General features: G+C 64.5%; 25 protein-coding genes. 19 read left to right on the forward strand and 6 right to left on the reverse strand.

All coding sequences use genetic code 11. From position 1 onward, the window contains the following. Positions 1-40: 40 nt before the first annotated feature. The 10 genes from murC (at position 41) to dnaE (ending at position 11,470) form a co-directional block, all read left to right on the forward strand. On the forward strand, positions 41-1,450 hold the full coding sequence (gene murC, locus K323_RS0103480; protein ID WP_022883899.1) for a UDP-N-acetylmuramate--L-alanine ligase: 1,410 nt from the start codon (positions 41-43) through the stop codon (positions 1,448-1,450). A 73-nt stretch (positions 1,451-1,523) separates the two neighbouring features. After that, entirely contained in the window at positions 1,524-2,606 is a 1,083-nt protein-coding gene (locus K323_RS24070; RefSeq protein ID WP_157509330.1) for a cell division protein FtsQ/DivIB, read from the forward strand. A 176-nt stretch (positions 2,607-2,782) separates the two neighbouring features. After that, a complete protein-coding gene (ftsZ, locus tag K323_RS0103495; RefSeq protein WP_022883902.1) occupies positions 2,783-3,988 on the forward strand; it encodes a cell division protein FtsZ in 1,206 nt (401 codons plus the stop codon). Further along, positions 3,948-4,697, forward strand: coding sequence for a YggS family pyridoxal phosphate-dependent enzyme (locus tag K323_RS0103500; RefSeq protein WP_022883903.1), 750 nt, complete (start codon positions 3,948-3,950; stop codon positions 4,695-4,697). Before ftsZ ends, K323_RS0103500 begins: the two co-directional genes overlap by 41 nt. Positions 4,698-4,731: 34 nt before the next feature. Continuing rightward, a complete protein-coding gene (locus K323_RS0103505) occupies positions 4,732-5,229 on the forward strand; it encodes a cell division protein SepF (RefSeq protein ID WP_022883904.1) in 498 nt (165 codons plus the stop codon). A gap of 15 nt (positions 5,230-5,244) precedes the next feature. Further along, positions 5,245-5,541 (forward strand): YggT family protein, encoded by a 297-nt coding sequence (locus tag K323_RS0103510; RefSeq protein WP_022883905.1) that lies wholly within the window; start codon positions 5,245-5,247, stop codon positions 5,539-5,541. 172 nt (positions 5,542-5,713) lie between these two features. After that, positions 5,714-6,376, forward strand: coding sequence for a DivIVA domain-containing protein (locus tag K323_RS24075; protein WP_022883906.1), 663 nt, complete (start codon positions 5,714-5,716; stop codon positions 6,374-6,376). After that, a complete protein-coding gene (gene lspA / locus K323_RS24080) occupies positions 6,366-6,962 on the forward strand; it encodes a signal peptidase II (RefSeq protein ID WP_022883907.1) in 597 nt (198 codons plus the stop codon). Before K323_RS24075 ends, lspA begins: the two co-directional genes overlap by 11 nt. Positions 6,963-6,970: 8 nt before the next feature. Beyond that, the gene (locus K323_RS0103525; RefSeq protein ID WP_022883908.1) at positions 6,971-7,891 is read left to right on the forward strand and encodes an RluA family pseudouridine synthase; all 921 of its coding nucleotides are present in this window, start codon (positions 6,971-6,973) and stop codon (positions 7,889-7,891) included. Between the two features lie 111 nt (positions 7,892-8,002). Next, entirely contained in the window at positions 8,003-11,470 is a 3,468-nt protein-coding gene (gene dnaE, locus K323_RS0103530) for a DNA polymerase III subunit alpha (RefSeq protein ID WP_051147189.1), read from the forward strand. 163 nt (positions 11,471-11,633) lie between these two features. Here the strand turns inward: dnaE and K323_RS0103535 are convergent, their stop codons facing one another. Together K323_RS0103535 and K323_RS0103540 are read right to left on the reverse strand one after the other, a co-directional pair. Next, positions 11,634-12,128, reverse strand: coding sequence for a hypothetical protein (locus tag K323_RS0103535; RefSeq protein ID WP_022883910.1), 495 nt, complete (start codon positions 12,126-12,128; stop codon positions 11,634-11,636). Between the two features lie 57 nt (positions 12,129-12,185). Then, positions 12,186-12,731 carry a flavin reductase family protein gene (locus K323_RS0103540; protein WP_022883911.1) on the reverse strand — a complete coding sequence of 182 codons (546 nt, stop codon included), beginning with the start codon at positions 12,729-12,731 and terminating at the stop codon, positions 12,186-12,188. A 111-nt stretch (positions 12,732-12,842) separates the two neighbouring features. Between K323_RS0103540 and hisD the strand changes: the two genes are divergently transcribed. The 3 genes from hisD (at position 12,843) to K323_RS0103555 (ending at position 15,767) form a co-directional block, all read left to right on the forward strand. Further along, positions 12,843-14,153: a histidinol dehydrogenase gene (gene hisD, locus K323_RS0103545; protein ID WP_022883912.1), complete on the forward strand. Its 1,311-nt coding sequence runs from the start codon at positions 12,843-12,845 to the stop codon at positions 14,151-14,153. 64 nt (positions 14,154-14,217) lie between these two features. Next, positions 14,218-14,703 (forward strand): transcriptional regulator NrdR, encoded by a 486-nt coding sequence (gene nrdR, locus K323_RS0103550; RefSeq protein ID WP_022883913.1) that lies wholly within the window; start codon positions 14,218-14,220, stop codon positions 14,701-14,703. Positions 14,704-14,708: 5 nt separating this feature from the next. Beyond that, complete coding sequence (locus K323_RS0103555) at positions 14,709-15,767, forward strand: quinone-dependent dihydroorotate dehydrogenase (RefSeq protein WP_022883914.1); 1,059 nt, start codon at positions 14,709-14,711, stop codon at positions 15,765-15,767. Here the strand turns inward: K323_RS0103555 and K323_RS0103560 are convergent. After that, positions 15,764-16,825 (reverse strand): App1 family protein phosphatidate phosphatase, encoded by a 1,062-nt coding sequence (locus K323_RS0103560; protein WP_425402257.1) that lies wholly within the window; start codon positions 16,823-16,825, stop codon positions 15,764-15,766. The genes K323_RS0103555 and K323_RS0103560 overlap by 4 nt on opposite strands. 88 nt (positions 16,826-16,913) lie before the next feature. Here K323_RS0103560 and K323_RS0103565 point away from each other — a divergent pair, with 88 nt between their 5' ends. Continuing rightward, positions 16,914-17,576, forward strand: coding sequence for a TetR/AcrR family transcriptional regulator (locus K323_RS0103565; RefSeq protein ID WP_022883916.1), 663 nt, complete (start codon positions 16,914-16,916; stop codon positions 17,574-17,576). A gap of 7 nt (positions 17,577-17,583) precedes the next feature. Here K323_RS0103565 and K323_RS0103570 read toward each other — a convergent pair whose 3' ends face one another. After that, complete coding sequence (locus K323_RS0103570; protein ID WP_051147191.1) at positions 17,584-18,024, reverse strand: VOC family protein; 441 nt, start codon at positions 18,022-18,024, stop codon at positions 17,584-17,586. A 176-nt stretch (positions 18,025-18,200) separates the two neighbouring features. Between K323_RS0103570 and K323_RS0103575 the strand changes: the two genes are divergently transcribed. The 4 genes from K323_RS0103575 to K323_RS0103590 are packed head-to-tail and all read left to right on the forward strand — an operon-like array spanning position 18,201 to position 21,479. Continuing rightward, complete coding sequence (locus K323_RS0103575; protein ID WP_022883918.1) at positions 18,201-19,112, forward strand: ABC transporter ATP-binding protein; 912 nt, start codon at positions 18,201-18,203, stop codon at positions 19,110-19,112. After that, positions 19,109-19,816, forward strand: coding sequence for an ABC transporter permease (locus K323_RS24085; RefSeq protein ID WP_022883919.1), 708 nt, complete (start codon positions 19,109-19,111; stop codon positions 19,814-19,816). The genes K323_RS0103575 and K323_RS24085 overlap by 4 nt, the downstream gene beginning before the upstream one ends. Then, positions 19,813-20,556 (forward strand): ABC transporter permease, encoded by a 744-nt coding sequence (locus K323_RS0103585; RefSeq protein ID WP_022883920.1) that lies wholly within the window; start codon positions 19,813-19,815, stop codon positions 20,554-20,556. Before K323_RS24085 ends, K323_RS0103585 begins: the two co-directional genes overlap by 4 nt. Then, the gene (locus K323_RS0103590) at positions 20,553-21,479 is read left to right on the forward strand and encodes an ABC transporter substrate-binding protein (protein ID WP_022883921.1); all 927 of its coding nucleotides are present in this window, start codon (positions 20,553-20,555) and stop codon (positions 21,477-21,479) included. The genes K323_RS0103585 and K323_RS0103590 overlap by 4 nt, the downstream gene beginning before the upstream one ends. Positions 21,480-21,587: 108 nt before the next feature. Here K323_RS0103590 and K323_RS0103595 read toward each other — a convergent pair whose 3' ends face one another. Both K323_RS0103595 and K323_RS0103600 read right to left on the reverse strand, forming a co-directional pair. Further along, the gene (locus tag K323_RS0103595; RefSeq protein WP_026851180.1) at positions 21,588-22,529 is read right to left on the reverse strand and encodes a M56 family metallopeptidase; all 942 of its coding nucleotides are present in this window, start codon (positions 22,527-22,529) and stop codon (positions 21,588-21,590) included. A gap of 28 nt (positions 22,530-22,557) precedes the next feature. After that, entirely contained in the window at positions 22,558-22,977 is a 420-nt protein-coding gene (locus K323_RS0103600; protein ID WP_022883923.1) for a BlaI/MecI/CopY family transcriptional regulator, read from the reverse strand. A gap of 92 nt (positions 22,978-23,069) precedes the next feature. Between K323_RS0103600 and K323_RS0103605 the strand changes: the two genes are divergently transcribed. Then, on the forward strand, positions 23,070-24,482 hold the full coding sequence (locus tag K323_RS0103605; protein WP_022883924.1) for a cytochrome ubiquinol oxidase subunit I: 1,413 nt from the start codon (positions 23,070-23,072) through the stop codon (positions 24,480-24,482). Positions 24,483-24,499 lie beyond the last annotated feature (17 nt).

Raw genomic sequence — 24,499 nt, forward strand, 5'->3', positions numbered from 1 at the left:
CCACCCGAAATCGGTCCATGAACGAAAGAGCATCCGAACAGTGATCAAGCCCGACCTCACACTCACGGTTCCCGACGACCTCGGAGCGGTGCATTTCGTCGGCATCGGCGGCGCGGGTATGAGCGGTATCGCCCGTCTGTTCCTTGACGCCGGGCATACCGTCTCCGGTTCTGACGTCAGGGAGTCGGCCAATATTGTTGCGCTCCGCGAACTCGGTGCGATCGTCACCATCGGCCACGATGCCGCCAATATCGGCGAGGCAGACACGCTGGTCGTGACCGGCGCGCTGTGGCAGGACAATCCGGAGTACGTGCTTGCCCTGCAGAAGGGCCTGCCGGTGCTGCACCGTGCCCAGGCTCTCGCCTGGCTGATAAAGAATCACCGCCTGGTCTCCGTTGCCGGCGCCCACGGCAAGACGACGTCGACCGGAATGATCATCACCGGGCTTCTCGGGCTCGGCCAGGACCCGAGCTTCGTCAATGGGGGCGTGATCGAATCACTCGGCGTCAGCGCGGCCAGCGGCGAGGACGACTTGTTCGTCGTCGAAGCCGACGAATCAGACGGCTCTTTCCTGCTGTACAACACCGCCATTGCGTTGATCACCAACGTCGATCCAGACCACCTCGACCACTATGGATCGCTCGAGGCGTTCGAAGCGGCGTTCGTCGAATTCGCCCAGAATGCGACCGAGCTCGTCGTGGTGTCCTCCGACGATGCTGGAGCGGTCGACGTGACCGACAAGCTCAGGGGCATCGGCAGGGTAAGGAAAATCCTCACTTTCGGCGAAGATGCCGGAGCAGACGTTCGTGTGCACTCTGTCACGACAGACGGACCAGTTGCCTTCACGCTGACCTGGCAGGGCCGTGACTACACGGCGAGGCTCAGGGTCCCAGGCCGCCACAACGCGATCAACGCGGCCGGCGCCTTCGCGGTTCTGGTCGGTCTCGGCTTCGAGCCGTCGGCATCCCTCGACGCCATCGCCGAGTTCGGCGGAACGGAGCGTCGCTTCGAGCTGCATGGCACGGTTCGCGGCGTGAGCGTCTACGACGACTACGCCCACCACCCGACCGAGGTGGCAGCCGCCCTTTCCGGTGCCAGGACGGTCGTAGGAGACGGCCGCATCATCGCGGTGCACCAGCCGCACCTGTACAGCCGGACCCGCCTGTTCGCACAGGAATTCGCGGATGTCCTGGAGACGTACGCCGACCAGACGATTGTGCTCGAGGTCTACGGCGCACGTGAAGACCCCGAGCCCGGTGTGACCGGCGCGACCGTCTCCGACCGGTTCAGCGACCGGGGCAAAGTGGCATACGTGCCCGACTGGCAGGATGCAGCAGACTACCTGGCGACCATTGCCAGGGAAGGCGACTTCGTCGTGACCCTCGGGTGTGGCGACGTCTACCGGATTGTGCCGCAGCTCCTCGGCTCGCTGTCCAGGATCGACGGATGACGCAGGCCCGGCTACAGCTGGCCGAGCTGCGACAGGCCGAGCCGAAGCCGGCCGAGCCGAGGCAGGTCAACTGATGAAGCGGCCACAGGGTTTCGACCGGCCCCGCAGACCGCACACCGAGGTGCACACGCGCCAGCCTGAGCCGCCGAAGGTGTCTCCGTCACCGCCGCCGGCGTCTTCGACGGCAGTGACGATGGTCTCCGGCATTCGGGAGGCGACGACCGAGCCGATTCCGATCGTCGGTGACACTGTGTCTCGGCCCGAACGCGAGTCGCGATCGGCTGAAGTACCGGAGACGCGCGCACCGGAGACACGCGGACCGGAGAAGCAGGCATCGCCCAAACAGGTACCGGGGAAACAAGTTCCGCTCACTCCGGCCGCCGCGCGCCGCAACCTCCGGCAGGCGCAGCGGGCGCGCAAGCAGTATGAGCGCCAGGAGGTGCGGCGCTTCACCTGGCGCAGCCGACGGCGCACCCGATCCTGGCTGATTGCCGGAGGCATCCTGGTCGCGCTGGTCGTTTTCGTCGTCGTCGGTGCGTATTCACCGCTGATGGCCCTTCGCACCATCGAGGTATCCGGAACCAGTCGCGTCCTAGCGGACCAGGTGCAGTCCGCCCTGTCGGGCCAACTTGGAACACCGCTGCCGCTGATCGACGCCGACCGAGTGAAGCGCGACCTGGCGCAGTTCACGCTGATTCAGAGTTTTGTCACGGAGAGCCGCCCGCCCGGCACCCTGGTGGTTCGGATCGTCGAACGCCAGCCGGTCGGCGCCATCGCGCCGGGCGATGACGCGCCAGACGAGGCCGGTTTCGAGCTGGTCGACGCGGCGGGCGTCGTCATCCAGAGTTCTCCTGAGCGACCGGAGGGCTATCCGATCATCGACGCCGGCACGGGTCCGGGCAGTGCGGGCTTCCGGTCTGCTGCCGCCGTTGTTGCAGCGCTGCCGGAGAGCATCCGCACCCAACTCGACACGGTCACGGCAGCGACCAAGGACGACGTCACACTGACGCTGACCAGCGGAGCCACCGTGGTGTGGGGGAGTCCGGAACGCACTGATTACAAGGCGGTCGTCTTGGCAGCACTGCTGGTGGGCAACCCCCCTGGCAGCGTCGACGAGTACGACGTCACCTCGCCGGACAGCGCTGTCGTGCGCTGAGTTCATTTTTCCTGTGAAAATGCGTCTGGTTCATCGATCCGTGCACGGTGTTCGCGACACGCGGGCGCGCCTCCCCAACCGGGGGCAAGTCGCGCCTAACTTCGGAATCAGAATTGCATACTCAGCATAACTTTAAGCCTCGAGTAGAGGTTTAGGGTTCCACCGGAGGCCGGACAGTGTCAACTAACCAGAACTACCTCGCCGTGATCAAGGTCGTCGGAATCGGCGGCGGCGGTGTCAATGCCGTCAACCGAATGATCGAACTCGGTCTCCGTGGAGTCGAGTTCATCGCCATTAATACGGATGCCCAGGCGCTGCTGATGAGCGACGCCGACGTCAAGCTCGACGTCGGTCGCGACCTCACCCGCGGTCTCGGAGCCGGCGCGGATCCCGAAGTCGGCCGTCGCGCCGCAGAGGACCACGCGGAGGAGATCGAGGAGGCGCTTGCCGGTGCAGACATGGTCTTCGTCACCGCAGGAGAGGGCGGCGGAACCGGCACCGGCGGTGCTCCCGTCGTCGCCCGGATCGCGAAGTCGATCGGCGCCCTCACCATCGGTGTCGTCACCAAGCCGTTCGGCTTCGAGGGCAAGCGCCGTCAGGCGCAGGCCGAGACGGGTGTCGCCACCCTGAAGAACGAGGTCGACACCCTCATCGTCGTGCCGAACGATCGCCTGCTGGAGATCAGCGACCGCGGCATCAGCATGCTCGAGGCCTTCTCGACCGCCGATCAGGTGCTCCTGGCCGGTGTGCAGGGCATCACCGACCTGATCACCACGCCCGGCCTCATCAACCTCGACTTCGCCGACGTGAAGTCGGTGATGCAGGGTGCCGGTTCTGCGCTGATGGGAATCGGGTCGTCGCGGGGAGCGGATCGTGCCATCAAGGCAGCGGAGCTCGCCGTGGCATCCCCGCTGCTCGAAGCGTCCATCGACGGTGCGCACGGTGTGCTGCTGTCGATCCAGGGTGGCTCCAACCTCGGCATCTTCGAGATCAATGACGCCGCCAGGCTGGTACAGGAAGCCGTGCACCCTGAGGCGAACATCATCTTCGGAGCCGTGATCGACGACACACTCGGTGACGAGGTGCGCGTGACCGTCATCGCGGCCGGCTTCGATGGCGGAGAGCCTGGGGCGAAGGCCGTCGAGGTGAGGCGAGTCGACCTCGTCGCGGCCGGCGTTGCGGTCGGTGCTGCGTCAGCGTCTGGCCTGGCCGGTGGAGTCGGGGACGACTCAGAGGCGTCCGTGGCCGACTATGAGTCAGAGTCGGTGCCAGACGGTTCCCTGTGGCAGAACAGCGACGCGGCCCCGGCTGACGCGATCGCGGCAGACCCGGCGTTCGACGATGACTCCGACGACCTGGACATCCCCGATTTCCTCAAGTGAGAACCTCAGTGATCGACTCGAATCAGTTCGCGCCGGGATAACGGATGCTGCGGCATCCGCCGGTCGCTCTGCAGAGTCGATCACGACGGTTGTGATCACCAAATTCCAGCCGGCTTCCCTGATCATCGATCTCGCGCACCTCGGTGTGCGCGATTTCGGGGAGAATCGGCACCAGGAGGCACAGGCCAAGGCCGCTGAGCTTGCCGACCTCGGCCTGACCTGGCACTTCGTCGGGCAGGTGCAGGGCAAGAAGGCCAGGGCCGTGCGCACCTACGCCAGCGTCATCCATTCGGTCGATAGGACGTCGCTGGTCAACGCGCTCTCTTCCCCTGCGCTGACTTCCAGTGCGCCGTCTTCCAGTGCAGCGCCTGAGGTGTCCGGCGTCGACTGTTTCATCCAGGTCAATCTGACCGATGATCCCGCACGCGGGGGAGTGGCTCCAGCCGGGCTCGAGCCACTCGTCGACGACGTGCTCTCCGCCCCAGGGCTGAGGCTGCTCGGCCTGATGGCCGTGGCTCCGCTGGGCGAGGAGCCTCGCAGGGCCTTCGCGCGCGTCCGAGCGTTGCACGAGGGCCTCCGGCGTATGGCACCGGGTGCCACCGCGCTCTCGATGGGAATGTCCGGTGACTACCGGGATGCGATCCTCGAAGGTGCGACACACCTTCGAATTGGCACGGCAATCACCGGTAATCGTCCGGATCACGGTTAATCTCGTAGCAAGCATCGTTAACACGGAGGTCGAAATGTCCAACCCGCTCAAGAAAACCATGGTCTACCTGGGTCTGGCGGACGAAGAGCTGGAGTACGACGCACCCGCGGACGCTCCCGTTTCGGCCGTGACGACCCCGCCGACAACGAGTACTCCGCCGCGCAGCACCGCGCAGAACATCCCCGGCCGCGCACCCGTCACACCGCTGCGCAAGACCGCAACTCCGAAAGCACCTCTCACGTCAGACATGAACGAGATCCTCACCGTCCACCCGCGCCAGTACCGCGACGCCCAGGTCATCGCCGAGTCGTTCCGCGAAGGCATCCCGGTCATCATCAATCTCTCGCAGATGAGCGACGCGGATGCCCGCCGACTGATCGACTTCGCAAGCGGACTGTCGCAGGGGCTCCATGGCAAGATCGAGCGCGTCACCGCAAAGGTGTTCCTGCTCTCGCCGTCGCACGTCGTCGTCTCCGGCGACACCACGAGTGACGACGAGGACCCGGAAGCGTCCTTCTTCGCACAGTCCTGACGCCTGACGCCGCGCGTGTTTCTGGTATCGCTGATAGCGAGCATCCTGTATTTCGTCCTGTTGCTGTATTTTTTTGTTCTTTGGGCGCGCTTCATCGTCGATCTTGTTCGCACCTTCAACCGGAGCTGGCGGCCACGAGGCGTCGGGTTGGTGCTGATCGAGTTCGTCTATTCGGTCACAGACCCTCCTGTGCGGTTCTTCCGCAGGATCATCCCCCCGCTGTCGATGGGGCCGGTCGCGTTCGATTTCGGCTGGAGCCTCACCATGCTCTGCTGCATCATCGCCATGTGGATCACGGGCGCGTTCCGCTGAACGTTCACAGATGCTGAGCAGTTCACGGATGCTGAGCGGTTCACGGATACGCCATGTATTCTGGACGCGTAGCGCCGGTGCAAGCTCAGTGCGATTCTTTGTCTCGTACTTTGCTAGCGTTAGCCGAACGTTAACAATCTGTTCGCAACTCGAGTTCTAAGGGTGGAAAGCCATGGCGCTAACTCCGGAAGATGTAGTCAACAAGCGGTTCCAGTCGACAAAGTTCCGCGAGGGATATGACCAGGACGAGGTCGACGATTTCCTTGACGAGGTCGTCGTGGAACTGCGCCGCCTCACTGCGGAGAACGACGAGCTGAAGGCCCACCTCGCCGCTGGAGGCGACACTTCGGCAGTCGAGGGTGGCGCACCAGTGAGCGCTCCGGCGACTGTCGTCGCACCTGTCGTCGCCGAACCGACTCCCGAACCCGTCGCGGCTGCTCCAATCGCCGCGACTCCGGCCCCTGCGGTCGAGGTCGCCGACGAGACCGCCGGTACCACAAACCTGCTCCAGCTGGCGCGTCGCCTGCACGAGGAGCACGTCAAGGAAGGCGCCGAGAAGCGCGACGCCCTTGTCGCAGAGGGCCACGCAACCGCCGCCAGGGTGGTCGCAGAAGCCGAGGCGAAGCAGCGCGCGCAGATCAACGCGCTTGACCAGGAGCGTGGAGCCCTAGAGAAGAAGATCGACGAACTGCGCACGTTCGAGCGCGACTATCGCCAGAAGCTGAAGAGCTACATCGAGGGGCAGCTGAGCGAGCTCAACTCTGCCTTTCCCGTAGACGGAGCCGCAGGCGCAGGGACTGCACCGAAGCCGAGCTTCCAGGGCTTTGGAGCATAAGGCCACAGCGAAGGTTCGTGCTGGCGCGCTCGCCCTTCTGGCTGGTGCAGCGCTGGGGGTGTACGCGCTTGACCAGTTTTCGAAGTACCTCATTGTCAGCAATCTGGAAGAGGGCGAGGTCGTCCGGGTTCTGAACGATGTGCTGCAACTGCACTTCGTCCGGAACGCCGGGGCGGCGTTCTCGCTTGCCAGTGGTCTGACCTGGATCCTTTCGATCCTTGCTGCCGGCGTCGTCGTCTGCATCATCTGGTTTGCCGGCCGCATCCGTTCGCTGGCCTGGTCTGTCGTCTTCGGTCTCCTCCTCGGAGGGGTTCTCGGCAACCTGACCGACCGGCTCCTGCGGGAGCCGAGCTTCGGCCTGGGGCACGTCATCGACTTCATCTCCACGCCGTGGCTGATTCCGGCGATCTACAACGTTGCCGACATGAGCATTGTGTCGAGCATGGTGATCTTCATGGTTCTGACGATCAGGGGGATCGGCCTCGATGGTTCGCGGATCAGCGGGCGAACGGGAGCACGGGGTGCCGAACCCCGGCGTGAAACTGAGCCACCGGTGACCCCCGCTCCCGTCGAGCCTGCGTCCTGAGTCGCCCCATGGAATCCCGTTCCCTTCCCCTGCCAGACGGCCTCGACGGTGTCCGCGTCGATGCCGGAATCGCCAAACTGTTCGGGTTCTCACGCAGCTTCGCGGCCGAGGTCGCCGAATCGGGCGGAGTGACCCAGGGTGGCGTGGTCGTCGGCAAATCCGACCGGCTGCACGCCGGTGCCTGGCTTGAGGTCGCCTGGCAGCCCAAGAGCGAGATCGAAATCGTCGCCATTCCGGTACCAGACCTCGGCATCGTGCACGATGACGACGACATCGTCGTCATCGACAAGCCGGCCGGCGTCGCCGCGCACCCGAGCGTCGGCTGGAGCGGGCCGACGGTCGTCGGCGCACTCCTCGCCGCCGGTTTCCGCATTTCCACCTCCGGCGCCGCCGAGCGTGCGGGAATCGTGCACCGGCTGGATGCCGGCACCTCCGGTCTGATGGTCGTGGCCAAATCGGAGCGGGCGTACACCGCGCTGAAACGCGCATTCCACGACCGCGAGGTCGAGAAGATCTATCACTCCGTCGTGCAGGGTCATCCAGACCCACTGTCAGGCACCATCGACGCTCCGATCGGTCGGCATCCGCGATCGGACTGGAAGTTCGCCGTCGTCGCCGGCGGACGCGACTCCGTGACGCACTATGAGACGCTCGAGGCCTTCCCGTACGCGTCGCTCCTTGAGGTGCACCTGGAGACGGGACGCACGCATCAGATTCGCGTGCACATGGCCGCACAGCGTCATCCGTGCGTTGGCGACGCCATGTACGGAGCAGACCCCACCCTCAGCGCCAGGCTCGGCCTCGGACGCCAGTGGCTTCATGCCGCGAGGCTCGGATTCGTCCATCCGGGTACCGGCGAGCCGGTCACATTCAGCTCGGAATATCCCGCAGACCTCAATCACGCGCTCAGGGTGCTCAGGGACGAATAGTTCCGTAAGCTTGTAGTTCGCCACCCATCAGTATTCGGAGGAGTCTTGTCGCAGCGTTCATCTGACTTGGGTGATTCGTTCGTCCACCTTCATGTGCACAGCGAGTACTCGATGCTCGATGGCGCGGCGCGTGTGAAACCGCTGATCGACGCGGCCACGGAACAGGGCATGCCCGCCGTCGCGGTCACGGACCACGGCAACGTGTTCGGCGCGTTCGACTTCTGGAAGACGGCTACGGATGCCGGAATCAAGCCGATCATCGGCACGGAGGCGTACATCACGCCTGGCACCCACCGCAGCGACAAGACCAGGGTGCGTTGGGGGACCAGCGGCGAGGGCCGTGACGATGTCGGAGGCAGTGGTGCCTACACGCACATGACCCTGTTGTCTGAGACGACGGAGGGCATGCACAACCTGTTTCGACTGTCGTCGCGGGCGTCGCTCGAGGGCTACTACTTCAAGCCCAGGATGGACAGGGAACTGCTGTCGCAGTATTCCACCGGGCTGATCGCGACGACCGGATGCGCCGGTGGCGAAATTCAGACCAGGCTGAGGCTTGGCCAGTACGACGAGGCCAAAAAGGCTGCGGCCGAATTTCGGGACATCTTCGGTGCAGAGAACTTCTTCTGCGAGATCATGGACCACGGCATCGATGTTGAGCGCCGCACCATGAGCGACCTTCTGCGCCTGGCGAAGGAACTGAGCCTGCCGCTGGTGGCCACCAATGACCTCCACTACACGCACGCGCACGACGCCACGGCTCACGCGGCCTTGCTCTGCGTGCAATCGGCATCGACCCTTGACGACCCCAACCGCTTCAAGTTCGACTCCGACGAGTTCTACCTGAAGACGGCAGCGCAGATGCGTCACCTGTTTCGCGACAATCCGGAGGCGTGCGACAACACCCTGCTGATCGCAGAGCGCTGCAATGTGGAGTTCAACACCCAGGCGAACTACATGCCCAGGTTCCCCGTTCCAGAGGGTGAAAGCGAGGAGACCTGGTTCATCAAGGAAGTTGAAACCGGGCTCGTCAATCGCTACCCGAACGGCTTCTCAGACGCGGTGAGGAAGCAAGCGGACTACGAAGTCGGCGTCATCACCCAGATGGGTTTCCCCGGGTACTTCCTCGTGGTCGCCGACTTCATCAACTGGTCGAGGGCCAACGGCATCAGGGTCGGTCCTGGTCGTGGCTCAGGGGCTGGGTCGATGGCGGCATATGCGATGGGCATCACCGACCTCGATCCGCTGCAGCACGGACTGATCTTCGAGCGCTTCCTCAACCCGGACCGCGTCTCGATGCCCGACTTCGACGTGGACTTCGACGAGCGCAGGCGGGGCGAGGTCATCCGGTACGTCACGGAGAAGTACGGTGAAGAACGCGTCGCGCAGATCGTCACCTACGGCACCATCAAGGCCAAGCAGGCGTTGAAGGACTCCTCGCGCGTGCTGGGTTTCCCGTTCGGCATGGGCGACAAGCTCACCAAAGCGATGCCGCCCGCCATCATGGGCAAGGACGTGCCGCTCACGGGCATGTTCGACACCGACCACCCCCGCTACCGGGAGGCCGGCGACTTCCGGGCCGTGATCGAAACCGACCCCGAGGCGCGCACCGTCTTCGACACCGCCCTCGGAATCGAGAACCTCAAGCGCCAGTGGGGCGTGCACGCCGCGGGTGTCATCATGTCGAGCGACCCGCTGATCGACATCATCCCGATCATGAAACGGGAGCAGGACGGCCAGATCGTCACCCAGTTCGACTATCCGGCCTGTGAGGCGCTCGGGCTGATCAAGATGGACTTCCTGGGGCTTCGAAACCTCACCATCATCGATGACGCCCTCGACAATATCGAGGCGAACCGTGGCCATCGGCCCGTTCTCGAAGACCTCGCCCTCGACGACCCCCTCGCCTACGAACTCCTCGCACGGGGCGACACGCTGGGCGTCTTCCAGCTCGACGGTGGGCCGATGCGGTCGCTCCTGCGACTGATGAAGCCCGACAACTTCGAAGACATCTCGGCCGTCATCGCGCTGTACCGCCCTGGCCCGATGGGCGCCAACTCGCACACCAACTACGCATTGCGGAAGACCAATCAGCAGGAGATCGTGCCGATCCATGCCGAGCTGGAAGAGCCGCTCAGCGAGATCATCGGCAACACCTACGGGTTGATCGTGTACCAGGAACAGGTCATGTCGATCGCGCAGAAGCTGGCCGGGTTCTCCCTCGGCCAAGCCGACCTGCTGCGCCGCGCGATGGGCAAGAAGAAGAAGTCTGAGCTCGACAAGCAGTTCGAGGGGTTCTCCGGCGGCATGGTGGCGAACGGCTACTCGATGGAGGCCATCCAGACGATTTGGAACATTCTGCTGCCGTTCTCCGACTATGCCTTCAACAAGGCGCACTCCGCCGCATACGGGGTGCTCTCCTACTGGACTGCGTATCTCAAGGCGCACTACCCGGCCGAGTACATGGCAGCGCTGCTGACCAGCGTCGGGGATGCCAGGGACAAGCTCGCCCTCTACCTGAACGAATGCAGGCGAATGGGCATTCAGATTCTGCCCCCCGACGTGAACGAATCGATCGGGTTCTTCGCTGCGGTCGGCACAGACATCCGTTTTGGTCTCGGTGCCGTGCGCAACGTCGGGTTCAACGTGGTGGAGGCGATTCGCGGGGCCCGCGATGCGAAGGGGAGGTTTGAGTCGTTCCACGACTTCCTGCGCAAGGTGCCGCTCCAGGTGGCGAACAAGCGCACCATCGAATCGCTGGTGAAGGCTGGGGCGTTCGACTCCCTCGGGGCGACCAGGCGGGCAATGGTGGAGATCCATGAAGGCGCCGTCGAGTCCGCCGTCAAGATCAAGCGCGACGAGGAGCACGGCAACATCGGCTTCGATTTCGACAGTCTCTTCGACGAGGCCCAGAGTTCAGAGCAGGTTCCAGAGCGACCGGAATGGGGAAAGAAAGAGAAGCTCGCCTTTGAACGGGACATGCTCGGGCTCTATGTCTCCGACCACCCACTGAACGGGCTGGAGATCCCGCTCGCAAAACACGCGAGCACCACGGTCGCCGACCTGATCGCCTCCGAGCAGACGCAGGACGGCGATACCGTGACCGTTGCCGGTCTCATCACCAGCGTGCAGCACCGCGTGGCGAAGAAGTCTGGCAACCAGTACGGCATGATTCAGGTGGAGGACTTCAGCGGTGAGATCACCGCGATGTTCATGGGCAAGGCGTATGTCGAGTTCGCACCGGCGCTGGTGAGCGATTCGATCGTTGTCGTGCGGGGACGCGTGAGCATGCGTGACGACGGGATGAACCTGCACGCGTTCAGTGTGTTCGCTCCCGACCTCGGCCAGGGCAACGAAATCGGCACCCTGGCAATCACGCTCGCGGAGAACAGGGCGACCACCGAAACGGTCCAGACACTCGGGGATGTGCTGATCAGGCACGGCGGAGACTCAGAAGTACGCCTGCGTTTGGTCAAGGGGGAGCTCGCGCGGGTGTTCGAGCTGCCGTATCGGGTGAAGGTGAGCGCTGACCTCTTCGGAGAGCTGAAGAGCCTGCTCGGCCCGTACTGCCTCAGCTGACCACCGCCCGCCGAGAATCGCCGTTCGCGCCGAGCGACGCCGTTACAACGGGGATTCTCGGTGCAACTGGCGATTCTCGGGAATGAGCTGAGCTGGACCACCGGGCTCGTCAAATCGCCTGGCTCGTCAAACCACCGGGCTCGTCAAACCAACGGGACGCTCGTCACCGCAGAATCTCTACCATCAGCACCCAGGCGGCGAGCATCGAGCCGATCAGGGTGAGCAGCATGCCCGCCGCAACCCAGTAGAGACCGGCCTCGAGCCCGGCGAGCAGGAGAACCGCTCCGGCAAGAATGGGAACCAACTGGAGTGAGACCAGCACAGAATTGAGCACCCGGTTCCGATTTGAGATCTGCTCGACCGGGATCATCGTGCGGAGTGCCCTGATCTGAAGCAGGCTTGCGGCCGCTGTGCCCACGAGCAACTCTGCACCGAGTACCGGGGCCGGTTGTGCCGGAATGAGGCCCACACCAGCGGCCACGACGACCAGGACGAGGGAGCCGACGGCAGCAGCGGCACGGGCCGTCAGCGACGGTTCGCCCAGGATCTCCTTGATGTTGACCGAGAGCGCCACCATGACCAGACCGGCAAGTGCTGCGCCTGCTCCGGCCGTTGCCACATAGAACTCCAGCCACCCTGCCGTGAGCGTATCTGTCATACGCTCAGATTACTGCGCGGCAGCATCCGCGCACCGGATTGGTCGAGGGACCTTCGCTCAGAGAACGGATCCGAGGGTGCGGTATGCGCGCTCGTGGTAGAGCAGGGCATCGTCGTCTTCACCGATACCGCCTTCCTCGATCTGAACGACCACGACGGAACCGTTGTGCACGAAGACCCGCTCCAGGATTCGGCCGACCATCCACGAGGTGACGTCGTTCAGAACGGGAAGGCCGTATGGTCCCGCGTACCAGTGATCGCCATCGAAGCGCCGATCGTACGGGCCGGACAGGATTTCGGCGAGGGCGCGGTTGCGTGCACCGAGCATATGGATCACCACCCGCTCGCTCTCCATGATGGCGGGCCAGCTGCTGGCCGACCTGGCCATGTTGAACGTCGCCAGCGGCGGTACGGCGGCGAGAGATGCGAGTGATGTCGCCGTGAAGCCGACCGGCGACCCCTCGGAATCGAGCGAGGTGATCACCGACACTCCGGCTGCGTGCCGGCGGAAGGCATGTTTGAAGGCAGCCAGGTCGCGGGGCGCACGCGGGTCGCCCTGCAGCGGCGGATCGACAAAATCGGGGAGGGCACGGTTCTCGTTCATACGCTTGCATCAATCGTCACAGGCTCCACGGTATTCCTGCACTGAGAGTATTACCTGCGGTGAGTGCGAGAGCGGGCGGATGGATCGACGGATCGATAGGCTGGTTCGGCAATGATTCAGATTATAGATCTCAGAGGAACCACACTCAGTCCCGCAGAGCTGCTCGCCGCCGTGCCCAGAGCTGTGACGGATGTCGGCGTGGCCAGCGAGGCCGCAGCGCGGCTGATTGCTGAGGTGCGCGAACGCGGCGAACAGGCACTCTTCGACCAGGCAGAGCGACTCGACCACGTGCGGCCGCGCGAGGTCAGGGTTCCGGCCACAGACATCGACCGAGCCGTCTTGGAACTTGGCCCTGACGTGCGAACGGCGATCGAGGAGACTATTAGGCGCGTCCGCCTCGCCAGTGCGGCGCAGGTCCCGTCATCCGTCACGACCACCGTTGCCGATGGTGCTCTGATCACCCAGCGCTGGCAGCCGATCGGCCGGGTCGGTCTATACGTGCCGGGCGGGAAGGCGGTCTACCCGTCGAGCGTGGTGATGAATGTGGTGCCGGCTCAGGTTGCCGGCGTCACCTCGATCGCACTCGCATCGCCGCCGCAGAGCGCATTCGGCGGCAGCGTGCACCCGACGATCCTTGCCGTCGCCGGACTCCTCGGCATCGACGAGATCTATGCGATGGGCGGCGCAGGGGCGATCGGCGCCTTCGCGTACGGTGTTCCCGGTCTCGGCCTCGATCCCGTGCAATTGGTGACCGGCCCTGGAAATGTCTATGTCGCAGCCGCAAAACGCCTCGTGCGCGGACAAACGGGCATCGACACGGAAGCCGGCCCCACCGACATCCTGGTCATCGCTGACGACCGGGCAGACCCGTTCCTGGTCGCGGCTGACCTGGTCAGTCAGGCCGAACACGATGAACTCGCAGCGGCCGTGCTGGTCACCGACTCACCGCAACTGGCCGATGCGGTCGAACGCCGCCTGGGCGAACTGGCGGCGTCGACAACGCACTCCAGCAGGGTGAGCGCAGCCCTGGGCGGCAGCCAGTCGGCGATCGTGCTGGTCGACGACCTCGCCGCAGCCGCGGCTTTCAGCAATGCGTTCGGTCCTGAGCACCTCGAGATCCAGACGAATGAACCGGATGCCGTACTCGCGCTGGTCGAGAATGCCGGTGCCATCTTCATCGGCCCGAACTCGCCGGTGAGCCTCGGGGACTACGCGGCGGGCTCGAACCATGTGTTGCCGACCGGCGGGCAGGCCAGGTTCACCGCCGGCCTCGGCGCATCGACCTTCCTGCGCCCGCAACAGGTGGTGCGTTACAGCAGGGATGCGCTGGAGGCGGTGGCAGTTCACATCGACGCTTTGTCGCGCGCGGAGGCACTGCCGGCTCACGGCGACGCGGTGAAAGCGCGTTTCAATCGGGTGTGAGCGGGGAATGAGCCCTGCGGCAGAGTCACGGTAAGCGGTGGAGTCACGGTAAGCTGAACGCAACATGTTCTGCCCGTTCTGCCGCCACCCGGACTCGCGAGTCATCGACTCTCGCACCAGTGATGACGGGCTCTCGATTCGCCGCCGCAGGCAGTGCCCGGAGTGCGGACGCAGGTTCAGCACGACAGAGACTGCGAGCCTCAACATCATCAAGCGCAGCGGCGTCGTAGAACCGTTCAGCCGCGAGAAGATCGTTGCCGGCGTGAGAAAGGCCTGCCAGGGCCGCCCGGTGACCGACTCCGATCTCGCCATGCTCGCGCAGAAGGTCGAAGAGACGATCCGTCAGACCGGTGCGTCGCAGGTCGACGCGAACGACATCGGGCTGGCGATCCTCGCACCGCTCCGTGAGCTCGACGAGGTCGCCTATCTTCGGTTTGCCAGCGTGTACCAGGGGTTCGATTCGCTCGACGACTTCGAAAGTGCGATCGGGGCCTTGCGCGAGGAACATGCCACAGGCACCCGAATCCCGTCGACTCCGCCGGAGCTGTAACCGGCATGTACCGACTCCTCTTCAGCACCATACTGTCCCGGCTAGACCCCGAACGGGCCCATCACCTCGCCTTCTGGGTGATCCGCGCGTTGCCGACCCTCGGCTTCGGCCGGCTGGTGCAGCGCTTCACCCGTCCGCGCACCGACATCGGCGTCGACACGCTTGGTCTGCACTTCGACTCACCGTTCGGCCTCGCGGCCGGTTTCGACAAGGACGGCAAGGCCATCGTTGGTCTCGGTCAGCTCGGTTTCGGCCACGTCGAAGTGGGGACTCTCACTGCCATCGCGCAGCCTGGGAACCCGAAACCACGGCTGTTCCGACTGATCGGCGACCGGGCGGTGGTCAACCGGATGGGTTTCAACAATGCCGGCGCGAGCGACGCGCGCTCCCGCCTCGCCCGCGTGCGCACCGTAGCCGGGAGGCCGGTCGTCGGGGTCAATATCGGCAAGAGCAGGGTCGCCCCGGTGGAGAGTTCCACCTCCGACTACCTGTCGAGCACGTCGGTCCTGGCGCCGCTGGCCGACTATCTGGTGGTCAACGTGAGCTCGCCGAACACCCCAGGACTGCGGGGACTGCAGGAGATCGACCGGCTCTCTCCGCTGTTGACTGCTGTCAGGCTGTCGGCTGGCACGACCCCACTGCTCGTGAAGATCTCACCAGACCTCGAAGACGACGAGGTCACGCGTATCGCAAAACTCGTCGTCTCCATCGGCCTTGACGGAATCATCGCCACCAACACGACGCTGTCGAGGGCCGACCTGACGACGGATGCCGCCATCGTCGACGCGGCCGGAGCCGGGGGTCTCTCCGGTGCGCCACTGGCCGATCGGTCACTCGCCGTGCTGCGGCTGATCAGGGCTGTTGTTCCGCCAGAGTTCTGCGTTATCTCTGTCGGTGGTGTCGAGACGGCCGACCAGGTGGCTGAACGGCTCGCTGCGGGGGCCACGCTCGTGCAGGGATACACGGCTTTCCTCTACCGTGGTCCGCTCTGGGCGAGGGAGATCAACCGCGGACTCGACCGCACTCTCGCGCGCCCCACCCGGCCTCGCACTGCACGCGCCTAGAGCAGTCCGCGTTCTGCCAGCTGGTCGGCGATGACCGACCCGTCAGGTCCATAGATCCACGGTGACTCGGGTGTCCCCCTGGCTTCATCCTTCGAACGTCCACCGGCCAGAACCGCCTCGCTGGGGGAGAGCTGCCGGATGGCGACGGTCGCAACGTTCTCCGGGTACTCCTGCTGGAAGTCGCTGTAGATGGCCTCGTCGTGCTGGCCGTCATCCCCGACCAGGATCCAGCGCATCTCGGGGAACTCCTCAGCCAGCCGGCGTAGGTTGTCCCGTTTGTGGTCGAGGCCGCTCCGGAACCAGCGGTCGTGGGTGGGGCCCCAGTCGGTGAGAAGCAACGCACCCGCCGGGTAGAGGTTTCGCGAGAGGAAGCGGGTCAGCGTCGGCGCGACATTCCAGGCGCCTGTCGACAGATAGATCACGGGCGACCCAGGGGTGGTAGCCGTGAGGCGTTCGAGAAGCACAGCCATGCCAGGCGTCGGCACCCTCGCGTGCTCTGACAGGACAAACGTGTTCCAAGCGGCAAGCAGCGGCCGGGGGAGGGCCGTCACCATGACGGTGTCGTCAACGTCGGAAACGATACCGCTCTGCACTCCGGGAGCCACAATGAACACGGGCGCCTCGACGGCGGTGGAACCTTCAGTCGACAGGGAGGCGACCTGCCAGCCTGGCGCCAGCGACACCGGAACCACGACGTCGACGACACCGCCGCGGTCGGCACGCACCCGATGCGTTGCGCCGTCGATCTCGATCGTCACAGTGACGTCGTTGACCGGAACGCTGGTGAAGCTGCGCCATCCACGGATCCCCGCGGCATCCGTTCTGGCCTTCTTCGCGGGACCCGACGGCCCAGGCGGCTTTGTCAGCAGAACTCGGCAGAGAATCCGCACCCACTCGGTCGAGCCATAGCCGGTGTACGGAATGACCGTCGGCTGGTGACCCCGACGGCGTGCGAAGCGCTCTCTGGCGGCATGCAGCCAATCTTCGATCCTGGCCGCCCGGTGCATGATCGCCACCGGCGTCGTGGCCTCTGGATTCCTGTTTTCGGGCTGAGGCACCCCTTCAGTCTGTCACGCCGACTGCAGAACGGTGCGCCCCGGCGTGACTGCGATGCGCTTTAGGATATTGTTCAGCCAGGGAGGACACGTGTCGATTGATGAGATCTTCGAGATTGATGCCGTAGAACAGACGCTGCAGATACGAACGGAACCGGTTCAGCGGCGCAGCTCGGAGCGGCTGACAACGCTGCTCGACGCGGCCGCTTCCGTCGTGGACGAGGTGGGGTTCGCCCGGATCACGACCGCCATGATCGCTGAACGTGCTGGTGCGTCCATCGGCACGGTGTATCGCTATTACCCTGACCGGGTCGCGGTGCTGCACGCACTCAGAGAACGCGCAGTCCAGCGGTTCAGGGCGAGGGTGGCCGACGAGTTGCGCCAGCGAGATCCGAAGACCTGGTGGGAAGCCGTCGACTGCGCGGTGACGGCATTCGTCGCCTTATACCGGTCGGAAGCGGGTTTTAGAATCCTGCGGTTCGCAGAGCGTGAACGGACACCACTCGATGGCGACTCCGACCTCGACGCGGGCTACTTCGCCCGGGGGCTCGCTGAAGTCCTCGCAGAGGAATTCGGGTTGCCTGGCGGCAACGACCTCATCTTTCGCCTCGAGGTCGTCGTCGAAATGGCGGAGGCCCTCCTCACCCGTGCGTTTGCCACCAACCCGCACGGCGACGATCGATTCATCGCTGAATGCCGGCGAATCATCCACGACTACCTGGCGGGCTTCTACGGCCAGAGCACGGCCGGCTGAACCGCCCTCAGGAACTGCGACACAGGCAGAACGGATGTCCCACCGGATCGAGATAGACCCGGAACGAGTCCCGCTTTCCCTCCTCGCTCTCTGGCTCTGGCAATCCGGTTTTTGTCGCCCCGGCAGCGAGTATGGCGTATTCGGCCTCGTCCAGGTCGGCAACGTCGATGTCCAGGTGTGACTGCTGGGGCACGGAATTGTCCGGCCAGGTCGGCGCAACGAAATCAGCAGCGCCCTGGAAGGCCATCCCGGTGGACGTTCTGCGAGCGTCGCCTGGGGGCCTGATCGTTGCCCAGCTGTCGTTCGAGTCGGATTCCCTGGCCCAGCCGAGCACCTGCGCATAAAACCCTGCGAGCGCGAGCGGGTCTGGGCAGTCGAGCACAACGAGGTCAAGGCGGCCGATTCCGACCGGGGGCGCGGCAACCGTGGATGGTGTGGTGTCTGTCATGGGCGTGAGCATACTCGTCTCGATCCGCAGCGCCCACCTCACCGCACCGGGTCATTTGTGCGGGGCCATCCGCACAAGCAATTTCCAATCCGCTTTGCCATCTGAGTACGAAGGGTGATTGGGTTGACTATCTGGCACGTGTTGATCCGACCCCATTCGAGGAATGAGCCACTTCTATGATCGAGTACCGCTCAGTGACGAAACAGTTCCCTGACGGCACTCTCGCCGTCGAGGACTTCTCGTTGGTGTTGCCGTCGCGGCAGACCACCGTTTTTGTCGGGTCGTCAGGTTCGGGCAAGACCACGCTGTTGCGTATGATCAACCGGATGGTAGACCCCACCAGCGGCACTATCGAGATCGACGGAGTCGACATCGCGACGCTGGCACCGGTGAACCTTCGGCGGAGCATCGGGTACGTGATGCAGAACTCCGGTCTGCTGCCACACCGCACCGTGGTGAACAACGTCGCAACCGTGCCCCTTCTTCGAGGTGTGCCGAGGCAGAAGGCCAGGGAGAACGCGCTCGCCCTGCTCGACACCGTCGGCCTCGACAGGTCGCTCGCCGACCGGTATCCCAGCCAACTGTCCGGTGGCCAGCAGCAACGCGTCGGCGTGGCCCGCGGGCTCGCGGTCGACCCGAACATCCTGCTGATGGACGAACCGTTCGGCGCCGTCGACCCCATCGTGCGAGCCGAACTCCAGCAGGAACTGCGTCGCCTGCAAGTCGAACTCGACAAGACCGTCGTTTTTGTCACGCACGACATCGAGGAGGCATTCCTGCTCGGCGACCAGGTGGTCATCCTCCGCACCGGCGGCCAGATCGCCCAGGTCGGTACCCCGTCTGAGATTCTCGCGAACCCGGCGGATGAATTCGTTGCGAGCTTCGTTGGTGCGGACCGCGGCAAGCGGGCGCTGCACTTCGAAAACCACAACGGGAGCGACATTCTGGTCGACAGCGAAGGTCGTATTGCCGGCGTCATCGAAACGGATGCCGCGGCATCCGTCCCGCCTCCACAGTCCGTTTCAGAGTCAAAGGCCGGTTCCGTTTCGGGATCGGGTGCTCCGGCGCAGGGTGGGGACCAGCGGTGAACTGGGTCTGGTCGAACCTCGACCTCATCTGGGATCGCACGCTCGATCACCTGGTGCTCAGCGTGCCGCCGATCATCCTGAGCTTCCTCATCGCGCTCCCGCTCGGGTGGCTGGCAAACCGGTATCGGATCAGCCGCGGCATCATCCTCACCGCCGGCGGGCTCCTGTACGCGATCCCGTCCTTCCCCCTGTTCGTCGTGCTCCCGCTCATCGTGGGGATCAGCATCCGTTCGCCGCTGAACCTGATCATCGCCCTGACCCTGTACGGCATCGCGCTCCTGGTGCGCGTGGTGGCTGACGGTCTGGCATCCGTCGATGCAGACACCAGGCAGTCTGCGACGGCAGTCGGTTTCTCCACCTGGAGTGCTTTCTGGCAGGTCGACCTTCCGCTGGCCGGCCCGGTGCTCCTGGCCGGTCTGCGTGTTGTGGCCGTGAGCACCGTGAGCCTCGCCACCGTCGGCGCGGTGATCGGCGTGCAGAGCCTCGGCAGCCTGTTCACCGATGGTTTTCAGCGGGGGATCCAGGAGGAGATCATCACCGGGATCGTGCTCAGCGTCGCCCTCGCCTTGTTCTTCGACTGGGCACTCGTGATGCTCGGGCGGCTGGCCATGCCCTGGACTCGTCGCGGGAGCAGGAAGACCAGGTCTCCCGGCGGCCCGGCCGTGCAATCTGAGCCGGATCTGGTCAGGACGGCGACCCGATGAACTTCTTCCTCGACGCCATCGCCTGGATCTTCGATCCGGCGAACTATGCCGAACCCGGCGGTATTGTGAGCCGTCTGCTTGAACACCTCCTGTTCACGTTCGTGACGCTGGTGTTCGCATCCGTCATCGCCATTCCGCTCGGCTATCTGATCGGTCACACGGGTCGTGGCCGAGGTTTTGCCATCGCGGGCGCCGGCGGTCTTCGGGCGCTGCCGACACTCGGGCTGCTGACACTTGTTGCCCTCTGGGTCGGGATCGGGCTCGAGGCGCCGTATGTCGCGCTGACGATCCTGGCGATTCCGCCGATCCTGGCGGGTGCATACACCGGATTCGAGGCCATCGAACGCGGCACGATTGACGCAGCCAGAGCGGTCGGTATGTCGGAGGGCCAGATCGTGGCGAAGGTGGAGGTGCCGCTTGGCCTGCCACTGCTGATCGGCGGCATCCGTTCGGCGACCCTGCAGGTGGTGGCAACGGCCACCCTGGCGGCGTATGTTGCCGACTTCGGACTCGGGCGCTACCTGTTCGCCGGTCTGAAGACTCGGGATTACGCCGAGATGCTCGGTGGTTCGATCCTGGTGATCCTGCTCGCTTTGGTACTTGAGGGAATATTCGCGCTCGTGCAGCGGCTGGTGGTACCACGGGGTGTCATTGCAGGGCGCCCAGAAGATGTCCGCGCCAGGCCAATCCGGTCGCGCGCGGCGACGGGAACCCCCGTCACGGAAGGAAGAAGCTCATGAACACAGCGAAAAGAGGCCGGCTCGCGCTCATCGGCGCGGTCGCGGTCGGGGCCGTCGTAGCCCTGTCAGGGTGCGCATCCGGTGACCCGCTGGATGGCGGTGATGCCGGGTCCGGTGACTCGGAGACTCTCATCGTCGGGTCGCAGGACTACTACTCGAACGAGATCATTGCCGAGATCTACGCGCAGGCTCTGGAGGAGAACGGCTTCACGGTCGACCGACAGTTCCGCATCGGCCAGCGTGAGGTGTACCTGCCGGACATTGAGGCGGGAAAGATCGACGTGTTCCCCGAATACACCGGTAGTCTCCTGCAGGCCCTGGACGAGGATGCTGCTGGCGGAACCAGCGACGAGGTCCACACCGCTCTCGGTGAAGCGCTGCCGGAAGGCCTCCGGGTGCTCGACGCCGCAGAGGCGTCAGACCAGAACTCCTGGACAGTGACGCAGGACTTCGCAGACCAGTACGAGCTGACCGACCTGGCTTCGCTGGAGAACGTCACGGAACCGATGACGGTCGGCGGCAACTCCGAGCTGGAAACCCGCCCATACGGCCCGATAGCCCTCAAGGAGAAGTACGGCATCGAGATCGCCGGATTTGTCCCTGTTGAGGACAGCGGAGGACCGCTCACCGTGAAGGCCCTGGTTGACGGCGACATCCAGCTGGCCAACATCTACACGGCCGACCCGAACATCAAGTCGAACAGCCTGATCGCTCTCGACGACCCTGACGGCCTGTTCTTCCCGGACAACGTTGTGCCTGTCGTGTCTGAGAAGGTCGACGACAAGGCCGCCGATGTGCTGAACACAGTCAGTGCGGCACTCACGACCGACGTGCTGGTCGATCTGAACTCTGAGAGCGTCAACGACAAGAAGTCCGCAGACAAGATCGCAGCGGCCTGGTTGAAGGAAGCTGCGATCTTCTAGAAATCCCCTGTGGCATCCGTTCGACGGAGGTTTTGCCGGAATCGGCCCTTTTGCTCGCAAATCGGGACTGATTCGCACATATCTCCGTCGAACGGTTTGGGGCAGGCGTCAGACGATGAGAAGCAGCGCGGTCGGCACGGCGAGCAACGCAACGGCGCTTCCGAGGATGCCGGCCCGCAGGGCCGCCGGCAACGGCGACGAATGCCCCGCCAGGCGTCGCACGCGTGGTGTCACCAGATCGAACGGTTGGCCGTTGTCGTCCGGTGCCAACCGTTCGCCGGGTGCCGGGAGTCGTTCTTCGCCGGAAGTGCCCACCAGTGCGATCGCCCTGGCCAGGGTACGGTCGTCGACGACCCGCCTGGCCTGGTCGTCCGCGAGCATTTCCACGAGCAGGGCGACGGCGTTCTCTGCCCGATTGGCGATCGGAAACCACGGCAGCGCACTGTGCCACGACTTGAAGACCAGCAGCACGATGTGATGCTGCTGGCGCAGGTGCGCCCGCTCGTGTGCGATCACGGCGCGGAGTTCGTCGGCGTCGAGCAGCGCCAGGAGCCCGGCAGAGAGAACCGTGATCGATCGCACCGCCCCCGGCAGGCAGTACGCCACGGGAGCCGCGTGATCGAGCACCCGTGTGCCGGGACGATCGGGCATCGGCTCACTCAGGAGCTCGACCAGGTGATGGTGCCGTCGCCGCTGCCGCTCGGCGCGGAAGGTCGTCGCCGCCAGGTTCAGTGTCAGGTGCAGGCCGAGGTACAGGGCGCCGCAGAGTGCTGCAACATGCTCCAGACCCACCCCTGGCGGAAGCGGCTGGCCGAATGCGTGAGAGACCAGAGAGGTGATGCCGTCTGGCAGTGTGTCCCCGAACGGTATGAGTCCCCAGGTCAGGAGGGAGCCGAGCATGGACAGCCCACCGGCCAGGGCGATGGACTGCCAGAGCACCAGCGCAATGCCGGGCGCGCGCCAGGTCCACCGCGCCCGCGACAGCAGGATCGGCACCGGCCAGGCCAGGGTGACGGCCAGGGCGGCGAGGATGACGGCGGCGGAGAGCACCCGGGTCAGCGTCGGATCGGCGGGACCGTCAGTCGCCGGTCCGTGAACCGGGAACGACCGGTGCGGCGCCAAGCAGGGCCCGCAGCGTGTCGGCCTCCTGCGGGCTCACATTGCCGATGAAACGGGCGAGTGCTGCTTCCCGGTCGGGCACAGAGCCGAGCACCTCGTGCATCAGCTCTGCGGTGTGCTCGGCGCGCGAGGTGATGGCCCGGTAGACGTGCGGCCGGGTCTCACGGTCACGCGTCACGAACCCCTTGTTCTCGAGCCGCGAGAGCACGGTGAGCACGGTCGTCGTGGCCAGTTCTTTGCGGGTGCCCGGTGACTTCCGGATGTCGAGTGCAGACGGATGCCCGGCGAGACGGTCCCGGAGATCGTTCGCACTCAGCGCGAGCCCGGTGTCCCAGAGGACATCCATCATCGCGCGTTCCAACTCACCAAGGCTTGCCATGTCCCCGAGTTTAGTGCCAATTCGAATTGCGCTCTACACCATGTAGAAGAGTAGAGTTCTACGAGACGTAGAAAAGTTTGATCGGAGATGACATGAACGAATGGCTCGATCCACTGCTGCTCTCTCGTTGGCAGTTCGGATTGACGACCATCTACCATTTTCTCTTCGTTCCATTGACGATCGGGATGGCGCTCACGGTCGCGATCTTCCAGACCGCGTGGGTACGAACTGGGCAGGTGAAGTACCTGCAGCTCACCCACTTCTTCGGCAAGATCTTCCTGATCAACTTCGCGATGGGCGTGGTCACCGGAATCGTGCAGGAGTTCCAGTTCGGCATGAACTGGTCTGACTACTCGCGTTTCGTGGGCGACGTTTTTGGTGCACCGCTCGCCTTCGAGGGCATTGTGGCCTTTTTCCTCGAGGCAACCTTCATCGGACTGTGGATCTTCGGCTGGGACAAGCTACCCCGGTATCTCCATCTCGCCACCATCTGGCTCGTCGCGATCGGCAGCGCGGCATCCGCCTATTTCATCATTGCTGCGAACGCCTTCATGCAAAATCCCGTCGCGTTCCGGATCAACGAGGCGAAGGGCCGGGCAGAGCTGACGGATATCGGCGAACTGCTGTCGAACCCGATCGCCGTTGCCGCCTTCCCGCATACGCTGTTCGCCTGCTTCATGGTCTCGTCCGGGCTGATCATCTCCGTTACCGCCTGGCATCTGGCACGTAACCAACACCTGGAAACGATGCGACCCGCGCTGAAGTTCGGACTCTGGATGATGGTGATCGCCGGCATCGGCACCACCCTGATGGGTGACCAGCTCAGCCTCGCCATGGTGGATGCGCAACCGATGAAGATGGCCGCGGCCGAGGCGCTGTACCAAACAGCCACCGGCGCGAATGCGTCGTTCTCGATCTTCACACTCGGCACCCCGGACGGCGTGCACGAACTGTTCTCCATACGGGTGCCGTACCTGTTGTCGTTCCTGTCCACACACACGTTCGACGGCACCGTCGAGGGCATCAACAACCTGCAGGCGCAGTACGTGCAGTTGTACGGGCCGGGTGACTACACGCCCATCATCTGGATCACTTACTGGTCGTTCCGCTGGATGATCGGGCTCGGCCTGCTGCACATCTTCGTTGCCGTCATCGGCCTGTGGGTGACCCGTGGCGGTCGGCACCCGCGAAACCGCTGGGTCTGGAAGGCCGCGATCTGGTCGTTCCCACTCTCGCTGGGCGCGATGATCGTCGGCTGGGTGTTCACCGAGATGGGCAGGCAACCGTGGCTGGTGTTCGGCCTCCTGAAGACCGAAGACGGGGTCTCGCCTGGGGTCAGTGGGCTCGAAGTGCTGATCTCCCTCTGCGCGTTCACCCTCACCTACGGCGCCCTGGCCGTCGTCGAGTTCCGGCTCATTCTGAAAGCGGTGCGAACGGGGCCGGATGACGCACCAGCGCAGCATCCGGAAACCGGCGAACCCGTTCACCGCGTCACCGTCTACTGAACGCGCGTCTACTAGGA

Origin of the sequence: Glaciibacter superstes DSM 21135 (genome assembly GCF_000421145.1) — a bacterium.
GTDB lineage: Bacteria > Actinomycetota > Actinomycetes > Actinomycetales > Microbacteriaceae > Cryobacterium > Cryobacterium superstes.

Coding starts and splice junctions, on each gene's coding strand:
- K323_RS24070 (WP_157509330.1), top strand. CDS start 1,524: ATGAAGCGGCCACAGGGTTTCGACCGGCCCCGCAGACCGCACACCGAG.
- K323_RS0103500 (WP_022883903.1), top strand. CDS start 3,948: ATGACTCCGACGACCTGGACATCCCCGATTTCCTCAAGTGAGAACCTC.
- K323_RS0103505 (WP_022883904.1), top strand. CDS start 4,732: ATGTCCAACCCGCTCAAGAAAACCATGGTCTACCTGGGTCTGGCGGAC.
- K323_RS24075 (WP_022883906.1), top strand. CDS start 5,714: ATGGCGCTAACTCCGGAAGATGTAGTCAACAAGCGGTTCCAGTCGACA.
- K323_RS0103525 (WP_022883908.1), top strand. CDS start 6,971: ATGGAATCCCGTTCCCTTCCCCTGCCAGACGGCCTCGACGGTGTCCGC.
- dnaE (WP_051147189.1), top strand. CDS start 8,003: ATGCTCGATGGCGCGGCGCGTGTGAAACCGCTGATCGACGCGGCCACG.
- K323_RS0103535 (WP_022883910.1), bottom strand. CDS start 12,128: ATGACAGATACGCTCACGGCAGGGTGGCTGGAGTTCTATGTGGCAACG.
- K323_RS0103540 (WP_022883911.1), bottom strand. CDS start 12,731: ATGAACGAGAACCGTGCCCTCCCCGATTTTGTCGATCCGCCGCTGCAG.
- hisD (WP_022883912.1), top strand. CDS start 12,843: ATGATTCAGATTATAGATCTCAGAGGAACCACACTCAGTCCCGCAGAG.
- nrdR (WP_022883913.1), top strand. CDS start 14,218: ATGTTCTGCCCGTTCTGCCGCCACCCGGACTCGCGAGTCATCGACTCT.
- K323_RS0103555 (WP_022883914.1), top strand. CDS start 14,709: ATGTACCGACTCCTCTTCAGCACCATACTGTCCCGGCTAGACCCCGAA.
- K323_RS0103570 (WP_051147191.1), bottom strand. CDS start 18,024: ATGACAGACACCACACCATCCACGGTTGCCGCGCCCCCGGTCGGAATC.
- K323_RS0103575 (WP_022883918.1), top strand. CDS start 18,201: ATGATCGAGTACCGCTCAGTGACGAAACAGTTCCCTGACGGCACTCTC.
- K323_RS0103585 (WP_022883920.1), top strand. CDS start 19,813: ATGAACTTCTTCCTCGACGCCATCGCCTGGATCTTCGATCCGGCGAAC.
- K323_RS0103590 (WP_022883921.1), top strand. CDS start 20,553: ATGAACACAGCGAAAAGAGGCCGGCTCGCGCTCATCGGCGCGGTCGCG.
- K323_RS0103600 (WP_022883923.1), bottom strand. CDS start 22,977: ATGGCAAGCCTTGGTGAGTTGGAACGCGCGATGATGGATGTCCTCTGG.
- K323_RS0103605 (WP_022883924.1), top strand. CDS start 23,070: ATGAACGAATGGCTCGATCCACTGCTGCTCTCTCGTTGGCAGTTCGGA.